12 protein-coding genes and 1 pseudogene are annotated in these 13,416 nt (G+C 64.0%); 3 read left to right on the forward strand and 10 right to left on the reverse strand.

The annotated features are described in order from the left end of the window. Positions 1 to 4: 4 nt before the first annotated feature. From HBO24_RS23820 to norR, 5 genes are all read right to left on the reverse strand, one after another. Positions 5 to 1,000, reverse strand: a complete 996-nt coding sequence (locus tag HBO24_RS23820) for a peptidase U32 family protein (protein WP_057959567.1) — start codon at positions 998 to 1,000, stop codon at positions 5 to 7. Positions 1,001 to 1,064: 64 nt separating this feature from the next. Then, on the reverse strand, positions 1,065 to 2,300 hold the full coding sequence (gene glp / locus HBO24_RS23825; protein ID WP_057439726.1) for a gephyrin-like molybdotransferase Glp: 1,236 nt from the start codon (positions 2,298 to 2,300) through the stop codon (positions 1,065 to 1,067). Next, complete coding sequence (moaB, locus tag HBO24_RS23830) at positions 2,297 to 2,851, reverse strand: molybdenum cofactor biosynthesis protein B (protein ID WP_170060448.1); 555 nt, start codon at positions 2,849 to 2,851, stop codon at positions 2,297 to 2,299. Before moaB ends, glp begins: the two co-directional genes overlap by 4 nt. 92 nt (positions 2,852 to 2,943) lie before the next feature. Further along, a complete protein-coding gene (pdxH, locus tag HBO24_RS23835) occupies positions 2,944 to 3,591 on the reverse strand; it encodes a pyridoxamine 5'-phosphate oxidase (RefSeq protein WP_057439727.1) in 648 nt (215 codons plus the stop codon). Positions 3,592 to 3,690: 99 nt separating this feature from the next. Further along, positions 3,691 to 5,208, reverse strand: coding sequence for a nitric oxide reductase transcriptional regulator NorR (gene norR, locus HBO24_RS23840; RefSeq protein ID WP_170060449.1), 1,518 nt, complete (start codon positions 5,206 to 5,208; stop codon positions 3,691 to 3,693). Between the two features lie 190 nt (positions 5,209 to 5,398). On the opposite strand from norR, the pseudogene HBO24_RS23845 reads away from it, so the two are divergent. Then, positions 5,399 to 5,836, forward strand: a pseudogene (locus HBO24_RS23845) (hemerythrin domain-containing protein); the annotation flags it as partial. Positions 5,837 to 5,876: 40 nt separating this feature from the next. On the opposite strand, the gene HBO24_RS23850 reads toward HBO24_RS23845, so the two are convergent. Both HBO24_RS23850 and HBO24_RS23855 read right to left on the reverse strand, forming a co-directional pair. Then, positions 5,877 to 6,308, reverse strand: coding sequence for a hypothetical protein (locus HBO24_RS23850; protein WP_057959566.1), 432 nt, complete (start codon positions 6,306 to 6,308; stop codon positions 5,877 to 5,879). Positions 6,309 to 6,318: 10 nt separating this feature from the next. Further along, positions 6,319 to 7,506, reverse strand: coding sequence for an NnrS family protein (locus tag HBO24_RS23855; RefSeq protein WP_170060450.1), 1,188 nt, complete (start codon positions 7,504 to 7,506; stop codon positions 6,319 to 6,321). Positions 7,507 to 8,020: 514 nt separating this feature from the next. Between HBO24_RS23855 and HBO24_RS23860 the strand changes: the two genes are divergently transcribed. Together HBO24_RS23860 and HBO24_RS23865 are read left to right on the forward strand one after the other, a co-directional pair. Further along, positions 8,021 to 8,740, forward strand: a complete 720-nt coding sequence (locus HBO24_RS23860; protein WP_057444811.1) for a Crp/Fnr family transcriptional regulator — start codon at positions 8,021 to 8,023, stop codon at positions 8,738 to 8,740. Beyond that, positions 8,737 to 8,937: a protein DnrP gene (locus HBO24_RS23865; protein WP_115128083.1), complete on the forward strand. Its 201-nt coding sequence runs from the start codon at positions 8,737 to 8,739 to the stop codon at positions 8,935 to 8,937. The genes HBO24_RS23860 and HBO24_RS23865 overlap by 4 nt, the downstream gene beginning before the upstream one ends. On the opposite strand, the gene HBO24_RS23870 is transcribed toward HBO24_RS23865, so the two are convergent. The 3 genes from HBO24_RS23870 to HBO24_RS23880 form a co-directional block, all read right to left on the reverse strand. Then, on the reverse strand, positions 8,931 to 10,772 hold the full coding sequence (locus HBO24_RS23870; protein WP_170060451.1) for a VWA domain-containing protein: 1,842 nt from the start codon (positions 10,770 to 10,772) through the stop codon (positions 8,931 to 8,933). The two genes, HBO24_RS23865 and HBO24_RS23870, sit on opposite strands and share 7 nt — an antisense overlap. A 72-nt stretch (positions 10,773 to 10,844) precedes the next feature. After that, a complete protein-coding gene (locus tag HBO24_RS23875; protein ID WP_057959561.1) occupies positions 10,845 to 12,266 on the reverse strand; it encodes a cbb3-type cytochrome c oxidase subunit I in 1,422 nt (473 codons plus the stop codon). A gap of 3 nt (positions 12,267 to 12,269) precedes the next feature. Further along, positions 12,270 to 12,710, reverse strand: a complete 441-nt coding sequence (locus HBO24_RS23880; protein WP_057439734.1) for a cytochrome c — start codon at positions 12,708 to 12,710, stop codon at positions 12,270 to 12,272. Between the last annotated feature and the right edge of the window lie 706 nt (positions 12,711 to 13,416).

Consider the following 13,416-nt stretch of genomic DNA (forward strand, 5'->3'; position numbering starts at 1 on the left):
CTCCTCATTGCCACGAACGATGGTAGGCGCCCAGGGTGGTCTGGCTGCCTTCGGATAGACCGGCCAGCACACTGCGCCACTGGTCCTTGACCACAAAGCGCTCCGGCGCGCTGCGGTGGGCGTCCAGCGCGGCGCGCCAGACCCCGGTGACTTGCTCGACATACGCCGGGCTGCGCTGGCGGCCTTCGATTTTTACCGCTGCGACGCCCATGGCGATCAACTCGGGGATCAGGTCCAGGGTGTCGAGGCTGGTGGGTTCTTCGAGGGCATGGAAGCGCTTGCCATCAACCATGAAGCGGCCCTTGCACAGGGTCGGGTAGCCTGCCGGCTCGTCCGGGGTGTAGCGGTCGATCAGCACTTCGCTCAGCCGCGCACTCAGGCCGTCGGCGTCTTCACTCCAGCGCACCGCCTTGGCCGGTGAGCACACGCCACACAGGTTCGGCGATTCGCCAGTGATGTACGAAGACAGGTGGCAACGGCCCTCGGCCATGATGCACAGGCTGCCAAAGCCAAACACCTCAATCGGCACCGAGCTGCTGGCGGCCACATGCTTGACCTGGGCCAGGGACAACACCCGGGGCAATACCGCACGACGGATACCGTAGCGCTCGGCGTAGAACTGCAACGCCGCCGCATGGGTAGCCGAGCCCTGTACGGAAAGGTGCAAGGCCATTTGCGGATGGCGGCTGCTGGCGTACTGCAGCACCCCCGGATCACCTGCGATCAGGGCATCCACGCCATGGTCGGCAGCGCGGTCCACCGCCCGTTGCCAGCGCTCCCAGCCCTTGGGCTGCGGGTAGGTATTGACGGCCACATACAGCTTGCGCTGGTGCTGGCGGATATGGGCGACGGCACCGTCGAACTGCTTGTCGTCCATGTTCAGCCCGGCGAAATGCCGGGCGTTGGTGTCATCGCGAAACCCCACGTACACCGCATCGGCACCTTGGCGCACGGCGGCTTTAAGCGCAGGCAGATTGCCTGCCGGGCAGACCAGTTGCATGGTTGATCCTCATCAGAAAATTCATCACCAACACCGCCCCCACAGTGATTTCCATCAAAGGGGGTTACTGCATCAGTTCGGCAAAAGACACGAACCGCACCAGCCCGCCCTTCTCCACTAGCTGATCACGCTCCACAATCGCCAGGCCGTCGGCCCAGCACGCGGCGCTGAGCATCGCCGAGCTTTGCCGGGGGTGCAGCGTGACCCGCGCCTGGCCGTCGAGACCCGGGGTCAGACGTGCGCGCAGGTATTGGCGACGGCGGTTGCGCTGGGCCCAGATAAAATCGGCCGGCACCAGCAGCGGCACTGACGTGACCTCGGTCACACCCTGGGCGCGCAACAGAAACGGACGCACCACCACCAACGCGGTAATCAGTGCGGCCGAAGGGTTGCCGGGCAAACCGATCCACGGCTTGCCGGCTACATCGCCAAACGCCAGGGGCTTGCCCGGCTGAATCGCCAGGCGCCAGAAATCAACGTGGCCCAGTTCCTTGATAGCTTGCTTGAGGTGATCTTCCTCGCCCACCGACACTCCGCCGGAGGTCAGCAGCAGGTCGCATTCCGAGGACGCCAGGCTCAATGCATCGCGGCTGACGGCCAATTCGTCGGCCATCACCCCATAGTCATGCACCTCCACGCCCCAGCCTTGCAGCAAGGCCGCCAGGCAGTGGCGATTGCTGTTGTAGATCTGCCCTGGAGCCAGGTGATCGCCCGGCTCGCGCAGTTCATCACCACTGCTCAACAGGCACACCCGCAACGGTCGATAGACTTTGACCTGGGCCAGCCCGGCAGCCGCCAGCAGGCCCAGTTCCTGGGCGCGCAGGCGCTTGCCGGCCGGCAGCAGCAAGGCGCCCTGGGTCACCTCTTCCCCTTGCTTGCGCACATGCTCACCCGTGCGCATCGGCGGGCACCAGATGCGTTGGCCATAGACCCGGCAACGCTCCTGAGGCACCACGGTGTCGGCCCCGGCCGGCAAGGGTGCGCCGGTAAAAATGCGCATGGTCTGCCCGCTGCCCAACGCCGTCGCGGCCTCCTCGCCAGCGGCAATCCGCCCGGCCAGGCGCAGGTAACCGCCCTCGGCCGGCAGGTCGGCGGCGCGCAAGGCGTAGCCGTCCATGGCGCTGTTGTCCCAGGCCGGCAGGTTTACCGGGGAAAAGATGTCGCCGGCCAACACCCGGCCCAGGGCCTGGGCGGTTTTCACCTGCTGCGTGGACGGCGGTGGCGGTGCCTGGGCCAACAGGCGTTCGATGGCCTCATCCACCGGGATCAGTTCGCCGCTTTCACACACCGATATAGTCATGGCCGCGCCTCACAAGGTTCCAGCACTTGCGCGGCCTGGGGCTTGAGGTGCGGGGCGAAGTTACAGGGCCCGGTGCGGCTGTCCAGTTGCCCCAGGAGGATCTTGTCCCAGCCGGTGCGGCAGGCGCCGGGCGAACCAGGCATGCAGCACACCAGCACGCCATTGCTCATGCCGGCCAGGGCGCGCGATTGCAGGGTCGACATGCCGATCTCTTGCAGGGACACCTGGCGGAACAGTTCGCCAAAGCCTTCGACATGCTTGTCCAGCAGCGGCAATACCGCTTGCGGGGTGTTGTCCCGCGCGGTAAAGCCGGTGCCGCCGGTGGTGAGGATCACTTGCACCTGGGGGTCGGCGATCCATTGCGAAATCTGTGCGCGGATCTGGTAGATATCGTCCACCACCAAGGCCCGGTCAATCAGCGCGTGACCGGCGGCTTGCACACGGTCGCACAGGGTTTGCCCCGAGGTGTCGCTGTCAAAACTGCGCGTATCGCTGATGGTCAGTACGGCGATATTCATTGAGACGAAATTGCGTTGAGTCAGATGTGCCATGGTGAAAATCCCGGAATAAATGAGCAATGGCGCCAGCCTGCACCGCAAAGGCCGGCGAGCCTATTCCTCCGAGGAGGTACCTCTAGGTGAATTCAGGGGGCCAGGCGGCTGCGCTGCCAGGTGCCGTCGTGCAGGCGGTAATCGAGGCGGTCGTGCAGGCGATCGGCGCGGCCCTGCCAGAACTCCACACGCTCGGGTTGCAGGCAGTAACCGCCCCACTCCGCCGGGCGCGGCGGTGGTTGCCCGGCAAAGCGTTGGGTGGCATCGCGCAGACGGCCTTCCAGTTCGGCGCGATGGGCCAGGGGCTGGCTTTGCGGCGACGCCCAGGCGCCGACCTGGCTGGCCAGGGGCCGTGAGTTGAAGTACTCATCGGACAGCTGCGGCGCCAAACGCACGACTGTGCCTTCGATGCGCACCTGGCGCTCCAGGCCCGGCCAGAAAAAGGTCATGGCCGCGCTGGGATTGCTCGCCAGCTCCTGGCCCTTGGCGCTCTGGTAGTGGCCGAAAAAGGTGAAGCCTTCAGCGCTGAAGCCCTTGAGCAAGAGGATCCGGCAATGGGCACGGCCCTGGGCATCGACGGTGGCCAGGGCCATGCTGTTGGCCTCCACCGGCGCCACTTCAGTCTTGCGCGCCTGCTCCAGCCACTGGCCGAACAATACGAGGGGATCGTCCTGTACCAGGTCATCCCGCAAACCGTACAGGGTGTAGTTGCGGCGCATCTGCGCCAGGGAAAGGGGCATGGGGCGAACCTCCGGTCAATTCGCCACAGTCTGATCAGCCGCCGCCCTGCGCACCTTGATCGCGATCAACTGCGCGCTGCGGCATGGCGTCACAGGCCGTTACTTGAGCCCCAGGCGCCGCGCCAGTTTGTGCAGGTTGCTGGAGTCCAGGCCAAGCATGCGCGCAGCGCTGGCCCAGTTATCGCCGGACAGGCTCAACGCCTGGCGCACCTTCTGGCGCTGGCAGTCGTCCACCGCATCGCTCAAGCTCTGGAACGCCGGCGCCGGCACTTCAGGCACAGGGGCCTGGGCCAAGGTGGTGCTGTCGAGATCCAGCAGCTCGGCTTCCAGGGTCATGATCTGGTTGCGATTGCCACCCCGGCTCAACTGCTTCAGGGCGGCGCGGCTGATCACGTGTTCCAGCTCGCGGACATTGCCCGGCCAGGCATAACCGAGCAGGGTCTGCTCGGCCGCCGGAGACAGACGCAAACCGCGCAGGCCCAGGCGCGCCCGGTTGAGCTCCAGGAAATGCCCGGCCAGCAACAGCACATCGTGGCCACGCTCGCGCAGCGCCGGGATCGGTACCGGGTACACCGACAGTCGGTGGTACAGATCGGCGCGAAACAATCCTTGGCGAATGCTCTCGGGCAGTTGGCGGTTGGTCGCGGCGATAATCCGCACATCCACATGCAACGGCTTGTCGGCACCCAGGCGCTGGATCTCGCCGTTCTGCAAGGTGCGCAGCAGTTTGGCCTGCACACTCAACGGCAGCTCGCCCACTTCATCGAGGAACAGCGTGCCGCCGTTGGCCGCATCAAAACGCCCGGCACGGTCGCTGGTGGCGCCGGAAAACGCACCTTTGACATGCCCGAACAACTCGCTCTCGGCCAACGACTCCGGCAACGCCGCGCAGTTGACCTGGATCAGCGGCTTTTTGCTGCGCCGCGACAGGCGATGCAGGCGGCGCGCAAACAACTCCTTGCCCACCCCGGTTTCGCCGAGCAGCAGCACCGGCAGGTCCGAATCGGCGAGCACATCCAGCTCGTTGAGCAGTTGATGCAGCACCGGGCTCTGGCCGAGGATTTCGCCATCTTCGACGCTGGGCAAACCCGCCAGCGGCTCATTGCGCGACAAGCGCAGGCTGCGGTTTTCCTGCTCCAGGCGTGTGACCCGCACCGCGGCCTCGATCTGCAAGGTGCAGCGCTTGAGTTGCTCGCGGGCATTGGCGTCGAAGGTCCCGGCATGCAGCGCATCCAGGGTGATCGCGCCCCAGGGCCGGCCTTCGACGAACAGGCTCACGCCCATGCAGTCATGCACTGGCAGCGGTTCGCCGACCTGGGTATCGAGTAACCCGTCATACGGGTCCGGCAGGCGGCTGTCGGGTTCGAACCAGGTCGGCTCGCGGGACGCCATGATCGCCGCCAGCCGCGGGTGCTGGGCAATCACAAAGCGCCGGCCAAGGGCCTCATGCACCAGCCCCACCGTGGCCACCGGGCGCAGGCTGTCGTCGCCGTCCAGGCGCAACAGGCCCACGGCGCCGCTATGGAAATACTCGCGCAGGGTCTGCACCAGGCGTTGCAGGCGCACAGCATTGGGCAGTTCGACAATCAGATCGGCCGACAGACTTTCACGCAACATGGTCATTACTACCCTTGTATGGTCGGTTCTACCGTGCAGCATCAGGGTGTTCCTGACCACTACAAAAAATTAATCGCTTTTTTTCAATGACTTGCCGGTGGCACAAGGCATGCAATCACCGGTTTATCTGTTCACTTGATGAGGAAACCCGATGAACGCCATCGCCCCGGACAGCCTGCCCCAGGCGCAATTGATCGAGCATTTGCTGCAGCGTTACCACGCCCGCCACCGCGAACAACTGCCGGAACTGATCCGCTTGGCCAGCCGCGTCGAGCAGGTCCACGGCCATCACCTGGCCTGCCCCAATGGCCTGGCCGACTTGTTGCGGGATATCGAGCAGGAACTGGAGGGCCATATGCTCAAGGAGGAACAGGTGCTGTTCCCGATGCTGCAAATGGGCATGGGCCCCCAGGCCGCGCCGCCGATCCAGGTCATGCGCTATGAGCATGAACAACACGGCCAGGCCCTGGAGCAGTTGCTGGCGCTGACCCATCGCATCCAGCCGCCCGCTGACGCGTGCAATACCTGGCGCACCCTGTATCAAGGGCTGGAAGCGTTTCATGCAGACTTGCTGGAGCATATTCATCTGGAAAATGACGTGTTGTTTGTTCGTGCGCTAACAGCCTGAACCCTCTCCGTAGGAGCGAGCTTGCTCGCGCCTACAGGACTCAGCGCAGCATCAGCTTGGCCAGGATCACGATCAGCACCATATGCCCAAGGATGCTGCGGCGAATCCATACCGCCCGCAATGGGCTCAGGCGCTTTTGCGTCAGCCAGTACGCGAGCAACAGGTAATGCCCGATGATGCTCAGCGCCAATACGATCTTCAGGCTCAACATCGCCGAAAAATGACTGGCCCAGGGCGCGCCCAGCACGCCGCGGTAATGCCAGGCCAGGCCGACGCCCGCGCCATACAACAGCACCACCACCCCATGCAGCACCTGCCGCGAACGCCGGGCAATGGCTTGCTCGCTGGTGAACTGCGCCGACCAGGCCAACTCTTCGCGGGCGCGGTGCCAGATGAAAACCTCGAAGAACAGCGTGCCGATAAAGGCGATGGCCGCCAACAGATGCACAATCAATAACCACGAATAGAGCATTGCCGTTCTCCTAGCCCGGATGGCCGTCAACCCGCGCACGCCACAGCATTGGGGCATAGCGCCATAGATACAGGCCCAGGCCCAGGGTCCAGCACAGGCCCGCCAGCCACAGTGCGGCATACGGCCAGATCAGCACCAGCAGCACCCGGCTCAGGCAGGCCAGGTTCAACAGCGTGAAAGCCAGGGTCATGCCCTTGGGCGGCGTCAGAGGCCGGCCGGTATGACCGAGGCTGACCCGCGCGATCATCGCCAGGATCAACCCGCCCATTGCCCCGACCGTCAGCGCATGCACCGCCAGGCTCGGGCTCAGGGGCACGCCCACGTGCCACAGCGCCATACCCAGGCAGGCCACGGCCAGCCAGGCATAGGCCAGGTGCAGCGACCACAGCAGCGGCACGCGCCACAAGCCTGGGTCGTGCCAGCGCACCAGGCGCAGCAGATGACCGAGCCCCAGCAGGGCAAACAACAGGCCGACCCAAAGGCTGGGTATCAGCGCCACGCCGCTGGCATACAGCAGCGCCACCAGCGCCGAGCCTGCCAACAGCAGGTAATCCAGCCACGGCCAGGGCTTCACTGCTTCAGTGCGCCCCAGGCCTCGCTGGGTGAAGAACGGAATCACCCGCCCGCCGATCAAGCCCATCATCGCCGCCACCAGCCACAACCCGGTCAACACCGCCTGGCGCTGCCAGCCTTCGTCACCGCGCAGCAGGCCATACAGGGACAGGCCATCGGCCAGGGCCAACAACAGCAGGACCAGCACAATCGGGTAGTTGCGTTGTTGCCGCACTTTCCACAGGGTCCAGCCCATCAGCCCGGCGACCGCCAGGGGAAAACTCAGCTCCAGCACCGCCAGCAGCGGCCACGGCAGGTTGAACAGCCAGGCCAGGCGTGCGGCCAGCCATACCCCGGCCAGCACCGCCAGGGGCATGCCGCTGATGCCGGGGCGGCCGGTCCAGGTCTGCACCGCCGTAAGCAGGAACCCGCCGATGATTGCCAGGGCAAAACCGAACAGCAGCTCATGGCGATGCCACGCCAGCCAACCGCCCGCCGGCTGCCAGCCCGCATCGCCGGCCAGGGCCAGCAGCCACAGGGGGATCGCCAGCAGCGCCAACAGGCAGCCACCGAGGAAAAATGGCCGGAAAGCCAGGCGAAACAACGGGGTAATCGACATAGCCTTGCGTCGATCCAGCACTTGCATACCACCACTCCTCAAGTCATTGCCGGCCCGATCATCCGGGATTGCCCGCCCCTGGCCCTTGTCGCAGATCAAGCGGGGTCCAGAGGCGGCGCACTATCCTTGGGGCCGTCGCAGGATAAGCGTTGCAAGGGCCGGGCCGAATTCCCCGGTGCGCCGCCCCACCCCTGTGGGAGCTGGCGTGCCCGGGATGCAAACACCTCGGTCTGGCGGTTACACCGCAGCGATGCCATCGCAGGCAAGCCAGCTCCCACAGGGGGGCGGCGTTGTATATGAGGGTTTAAATAACCATTAGAGGGTTAAAAGAACCCTTAAAGGCCAGGTCATTTTGACCCTCAAGGCGCTACAGCCCAGGTTTTACAAGGCCCGTGCCTTGGCCCAGCTCTTGCTCTACCCGGTTATCCCTTATTACTGCCCCCCACGGAGTCACCATGAAAAAAGTCATCCCGCCCCTCGCCTGGTTCGTGATCCTCGGTTCGATGATGGCGGCGGCCAGCGGCCTGTCGTTGTGGCTTGTATGATCCCGTCCCTGAGCTGTTCCAAGGATGCACCCCGGGTTTTGCACCGCGTGCATCATCAGATCCTGCGCAGCCATCACCTGTTCGAGCCGCTCAACGAAGAGCAGATGGATGAGTTGATGGCCAGCAGTCAACTGCTCAGTGTCGACAAGGGCGAGCCGTTGTTCCGCCAGGGCGAACCGGCCGATGCGTTTTACTTCGTGATTGCCGGCGCGGTGAAGGTCTACCGCCTGACCCCGGACGGCCAGGAAAAAGTCTTTGAGGTGATCGGCGAGCGACAGACCTTCGCCGAGGCGATGATGCTGATGGACACCCCCAACTACGTGGCCTGCGCCGAAGCGGTGTGCCCCACGCAGTTGTATCGCCTGTCCAACGCCACCTATATGCGCCTGCTCCATAGCAACAGCCGCCTGACCTTCGCCCTGCTGGGCAAGTTGTGTGTGCGCCTGCACCAGCGAGTCAACGAGATCGAGACCCTGTCGCTGAAAAACGCCACCCACCGGGTGGTGCGCTACCTGATGACGCAATTGGTGCGCCTGCACAGCGTCGACAGTTCGTTCGAACTGCCCATGGCCAAGCAGTTGATCGCCGGACACCTGTCGATCCAACCGGAGACGTTTTCGCGGATCATTCGCCGCTTGATCGACGAAAAAATCATCACCCAGGACGGGCGCCAGATCGCCATTCTCGACCGCCTGCGCCTGGAGCAATTCGAATGAACGCCGTGCGGGTCTGCCTGTATTGCCAACATGCCAACCCGCCGACGCAGACGGCCTGCGAACGCTGCGCCATGCCCCTGCCCGCCTCCACCGCACACCTTGAGGCGCGGCGGCTCAAGCGCTTCCAATGGTTCTGCCTGGGGCTGGCCGTGTTCTGCATCGTGATGTTTTTCTGGCTGCCCCGGGACTTCTACTGATCTTCGGTCAACTGCCGGTAGAGCTGCGGCAAGCGTAACGGCAGTTGCTCCGGCTGACGGATCAGGGTGTAGCCGTGGGCGCCGAACATGTACGGCAAGTAATCCCCGGCCTGTTTGTCGATGGTGATGCAGAACGGCACCAGGCCCTGGCGCCGCGCTTCCATCACGGCCTGGCGGGTGTCCTCCACGCCATAGCGCCCCTCATACAAGTCCAGGTCGTTGGGCTTGCCATCGGTCACAATCAACAGCAGTTTGCGCCGTTGCTTGCAGGCCCCCAGGGTCTGGGTGGCGTGGCGGATGGCTGCGCCCATGCGCGTGTAATAACCCGGTTTCAGGCCCTGGATGCAGCCACGGGTATGGTCGTCGTAGGGTTGCTGGAATGACTTGAGCTGTTGCAGGCGCACCTGCTGGCGACGCAAAGACGAGAAGCCATACAAGGCAAACGCATCGCCCAGGCCCACCAGGCTTTCGCCAAACAGCAACAGGCTGTCGCGGATCACGTCAATGACCTTTTGCGTATCGTTCAAATGGGCGTCGGTGGACATCGACAAATCGGCCAGCAGCAAACAGGCCAGGTCCCGCCGGGTGCGGCGCTGCTCCTTGAACAGGCCACGTTCGGCGCACGCTCCGTGTTGGCGTTCGACATGGAAGTCCAACCACGCCTGCAGGTCCAGTTCTGCGCCCTGGGGCTGTTGGCGCAGCCATTGGCGGTCGGTGCGCAGTTGCTGGAACTGGCGGCGCAAGCGCGCGGCCTGGGGCAACAGGCGCGCCGGCAACGGCTGGGGCGCACTGTCCCGGGGTTGCATCAGTTGCACGTTGACGAAATTCGCTTGCAGGCACTGTTGGCGGTAGTCCCACTCGGGCAACTTGATGCCTTCGCCCAGGGGGATATCGTCGACGTCGGCCGGGGGCAGAACCAGGTGCAGCTTGAGCCCGCCGCTCTTGCGCACGCGCTGGCGCGACAGGCTCAACTGGTCGAGGTCTTCAGCGACCCGCGCGGCATCTTCGTCCTCGGAATCGTCGGCCCAGCGGTCCAGATCGACATGCTCGGTCCAACTGAACAGGTTTTCCAGGCGCACCACCAACAGGCCGCCGTCGCGGCTGTTGTCGTCGACCCGGTTGGCCTGTTTAGGCGCGCCCTGCTGTTCGCCGGGCCGGGTTGCCAGGTCGTCGCCCTCTTCGTCCTGATCTGCGGCCTGCGGGCTGTGCAGGTGCAAGGGTGGATACAGCCACAGCGGCAACGGCCAGGCGGCACGCTCGCTGCGGGGTAACTGGCGGATGCTGCCGGGTTCGCGCAGAGCCTTGCGCAAGGCTTTTTCTACGGCAGCTTCGGCGGGGTTGAGGGTGGCGGGATCGGGGCGCAATTGCAGGTGGGCGTCCACCAGGCGCTGATAACTGGGGAGCATGGCCGGGTAGCGCTGCAACAGCAGCCAGGTCCAGCGCTGGTTGTCCCGGGCCCAGTGGGTCATCGGCCCGGCGTGCGCGGCCAGCAGCGCCAGCCAGCGGTACAGTTCCAGGTTCAGGGCGGCCGAGGGAAACACCGCCAGGCTTGCCGGCAGGCGCAGGCGATGACCATCGCACGAGGCCAGGGGCGCCTGCTGGCAGGTGCCGGCGATGCGCATCAACAGGTTGCGCCGCAGCAGCAGATCGCGCTCGCTGGCGGCTTCCACGGCTATCCCATGGGCGCCGCCCAGGGCGCGGAACAACAGGGCCAGGCTGCGCTGGCGGTCGACCAGATCGACCCGCGCCTCGGGGAAGTCGGCACTGGCGCGGCGGGTGATAAAGCGGTGCCAGACACTGCCGACCCATTCTTCCAACTCAAGGGTAAAGGCCATGTGAAGTGCTCCAGACGTAAAACGGCCCGCAGAACCTGCCGGGCCGCCCTCTTGGGGATTGACGTTTACCGGTTAAGCCGTCACGGGAGCGGCAGAGTTCAAACCCTTGCCCCGCTGCCGGAAGCTCCACAGGTAGCAGAGCAGGCCGAGCAGAAACACCACACCACTGGCCAGGCGTGCCCAGAACAGCACCGTCAGGTGGTCCATGGTGGCCATGAACGGCAGCGCCACACCGTCCACTTGCCAGCGTTGCAGCCAGACCTGCACGGCACCGGCAGCGGTGAGGAACAGGGTGATCATCACCATCGACAGGACCATCATCCAGAAGCCCCAGATCTCCAGGGTCTGCGAGCGTGCATCCGGTGCTTCACCGATACCGCGCAGGCGGGGCATGGCGTAGCTGATCAGGGTCATGACGATCATCGCGTAGGCACCGAAGAACGCCAGGTGGCCGTGGGCGGCGGTCAGTTGGGTACCGTGGGTGTAGAAGTTGACCGGCGCCAGGGTGTGCAGGAACCCCCAGACCCCGGCGCCGAAGAACGCCGTGACCGTGGTGCCCTTGGCCCACAACGTGGCTGCCCGGTTCGGGTGCTGGCGGCGACGCTGTTTGACCATGGTGAAGGCAAACATCACCATCGCCAGGAAAGGCAGGGGCTCCAGGGCCGAGAAGATCGAGCCGACCCACAACCACACCTCAGGCGCGCCGATCCAGAAGAAGTGGTGACCGGTGCCAATGATCCCGGTGATCAGGGCCATGGCGATGATCACGTACAGCCATTTTTCCACGACCTCGCGGTCGACGCCGGTGACCTTGATCAGCACAAAGGCGAGCATCGAGCCCATGATCAGCTCCCACACGCCTTCCACCCAAAGATGCACCACCCACCACCAGTAGAACTTGTCCCGAGCCAGGTTGCCCGGGTTGTAAAACGAGAACAGGAAGAACACCGCCAGGCCGATCAGCCCGGTCATCATCACCATGCTCACGGTGGTCTTGCGGCCCTTGAGCAGGGTCATGCCGATGTTGTAGAGAAAACCCAGGCAGACAACCACGATGCCCATTTTGGTGATGGTCGGCTGTTCCAGGAACTCACGGCCCATGGTCGGCAGCAGTTCGTTATGGGTCAACTTGGCCAGGGCCGCATAGGGCACCAGCAAGTAACCGAGAATGGTCAACACGCCGGCGGCGGCAAACACCCAGAACAACAGGATCGCCAGCTTGGGACTGTGCAACTCGCGGTCGGCCTCTTCCGGCACCAGGTAGTAGGCGGCGCCCATAAACCCGAACAGCAGCCAGACAATCAGCAGGTTGGTGTGGACCATGCGGGCCACGTTGAACGGGATCAGCGGGAACAGGAAGTCGCCGATCACGTATTGCAGGCCCATGATCAAACCGAACAGCACCTGGCCCAGGAACAGGATCAGCGCGAATACAAAGTAGGGTTTGGCGACGGCCTGGGATTGGAATTTCAGATATGGATTGACGGTACGCATCCCTCAGCCCTCCTTGTTTGGCGGCCAGCCATTGGTGTTGATCTTCGAGCTCCATTTGAGGAACTCGGCCATATCGTCCACCTCCTGATCGCTGAGGTTGAATTGCGGCATCGCGCGCCGGCCCGGAACGCCCAAGGGTTGCATCTTCATCCAGGCGTGCAGGAATGGCTTGAACGCTTCATCGCCGCCACGGCGGTTGAACACATTGCCCAGTTCCGGCGCAAAGTACGCGCCCTCGCCCAGCAAGGTGTGGCAGCCGACGCAGTTGTTGCGCTCCCAGACGCCCTTGCCGCGGACCACGGATTCGGTGAGTAGCTCCTGATTACTGCGAGAGGGAAAGGTTTGTTCGGTGTGGTAGGTCAGGGCCAGGAATATCAGGAAGAAGAACACGCTTCCTCCGAAGTAGATATTCCTGGCCATGCCCTTGGTGAAGGTCTCTGACATGGTCGCTTCCTCATTGCTTGGCAGGGACCATGATAGGAAGTGAGGGGGTAAAAGCTGCTTGATGGCGATCAAGAAATGCTGATGGTTTTGGTCGGGTATTGGGTATTGGTTGGGGTTGGGGGTTGGGTACATATCCGTTGCTGCGGTAACGGCGGCTATTGGTTCCGCCCTTACGGCGGCTCACTTTGGAAGAGCCCCAAAGTAAGCAAAGGGCTCTTGCCCCACCACTCGGCACCTCGCCCAGGCTCGGTGTGCCCGTCATCCGACATTGATTTGGGGGGCCGCCGCGATGGGCCATCCATGGCCCAGCGCGGCTAACCCGGCGTCCTGCCGGGTTACCCCCCAAATCAATATCGGATGACGGCCAGCGTGGTTTAACGGGGCGCCTAAGATCAACATCACAAGCAAAGCGAGGCGGCCTGACAGCCGACCTGACCGTCGAAGCGTGCGCGTACCCCTGTGGGAGCTGGCTTGCCTGCGATGGTCGTTAACGATGACAAATGAATACCTGACACTCTGATGTGTTTTTTCGGGCGCCATCGCGGGCAAGCCCGCTCCCACAGGGGAGTGCAGCTTCGCGCTGTTGCTCTGCTTTTGATCTGGCTTTTGATCTTGATCTCAGGCGCCCCGTTAAACCACGATGGCCGCAGGCAGGTATTGCGCAGTGGGCACCCCGGCATGGATGCCGGGGTAGCCGCGACACGGC

Origin of the sequence: Pseudomonas sp. WS 5410 (assembly GCF_012985645.1) — a bacterium.
GTDB lineage: Bacteria > Pseudomonadota > Gammaproteobacteria > Pseudomonadales > Pseudomonadaceae > Aquipseudomonas > Aquipseudomonas shahriarae.

Bases quoted from the DNA above. Each gene is read 5' to 3' on its own strand.
- HBO24_RS23870 (WP_170060451.1), bottom strand. From the start codon at position 10,772: ATGGCCTTTACCCTTGAGTTGGAAGAATGGGTCGGCAGTGTCTGGCAC.
- HBO24_RS23855 (WP_170060450.1), bottom strand. From the start codon at position 7,506: ATGCAAGTGCTGGATCGACGCAAGGCTATGTCGATTACCCCGTTGTTT.
- norR (WP_170060449.1), bottom strand. From the start codon at position 5,208: ATGTTGCGTGAAAGTCTGTCGGCCGATCTGATTGTCGAACTGCCCAAT.
- HBO24_RS23865 (WP_115128083.1), top strand. From the start codon at position 8,737: ATGAACGCCGTGCGGGTCTGCCTGTATTGCCAACATGCCAACCCGCCG.
- HBO24_RS23860 (WP_057444811.1), top strand. From the start codon at position 8,021: ATGATCCCGTCCCTGAGCTGTTCCAAGGATGCACCCCGGGTTTTGCAC.
- moaB (WP_170060448.1), bottom strand. From the start codon at position 2,851: ATGGCACATCTGACTCAACGCAATTTCGTCTCAATGAATATCGCCGTA.
- HBO24_RS23880 (WP_057439734.1), bottom strand. From the start codon at position 12,710: ATGTCAGAGACCTTCACCAAGGGCATGGCCAGGAATATCTACTTCGGA.
- HBO24_RS23850 (WP_057959566.1), bottom strand. From the start codon at position 6,308: ATGCTCTATTCGTGGTTATTGATTGTGCATCTGTTGGCGGCCATCGCC.
- HBO24_RS23820 (WP_057959567.1), bottom strand. From the start codon at position 1,000: ATGCAACTGGTCTGCCCGGCAGGCAATCTGCCTGCGCTTAAAGCCGCC.
- glp (WP_057439726.1), bottom strand. From the start codon at position 2,300: ATGACTATATCGGTGTGTGAAAGCGGCGAACTGATCCCGGTGGATGAG.
- HBO24_RS23875 (WP_057959561.1), bottom strand. From the start codon at position 12,266: ATGCGTACCGTCAATCCATATCTGAAATTCCAATCCCAGGCCGTCGCC.
- pdxH (WP_057439727.1), bottom strand. From the start codon at position 3,591: ATGCCCCTTTCCCTGGCGCAGATGCGCCGCAACTACACCCTGTACGGT.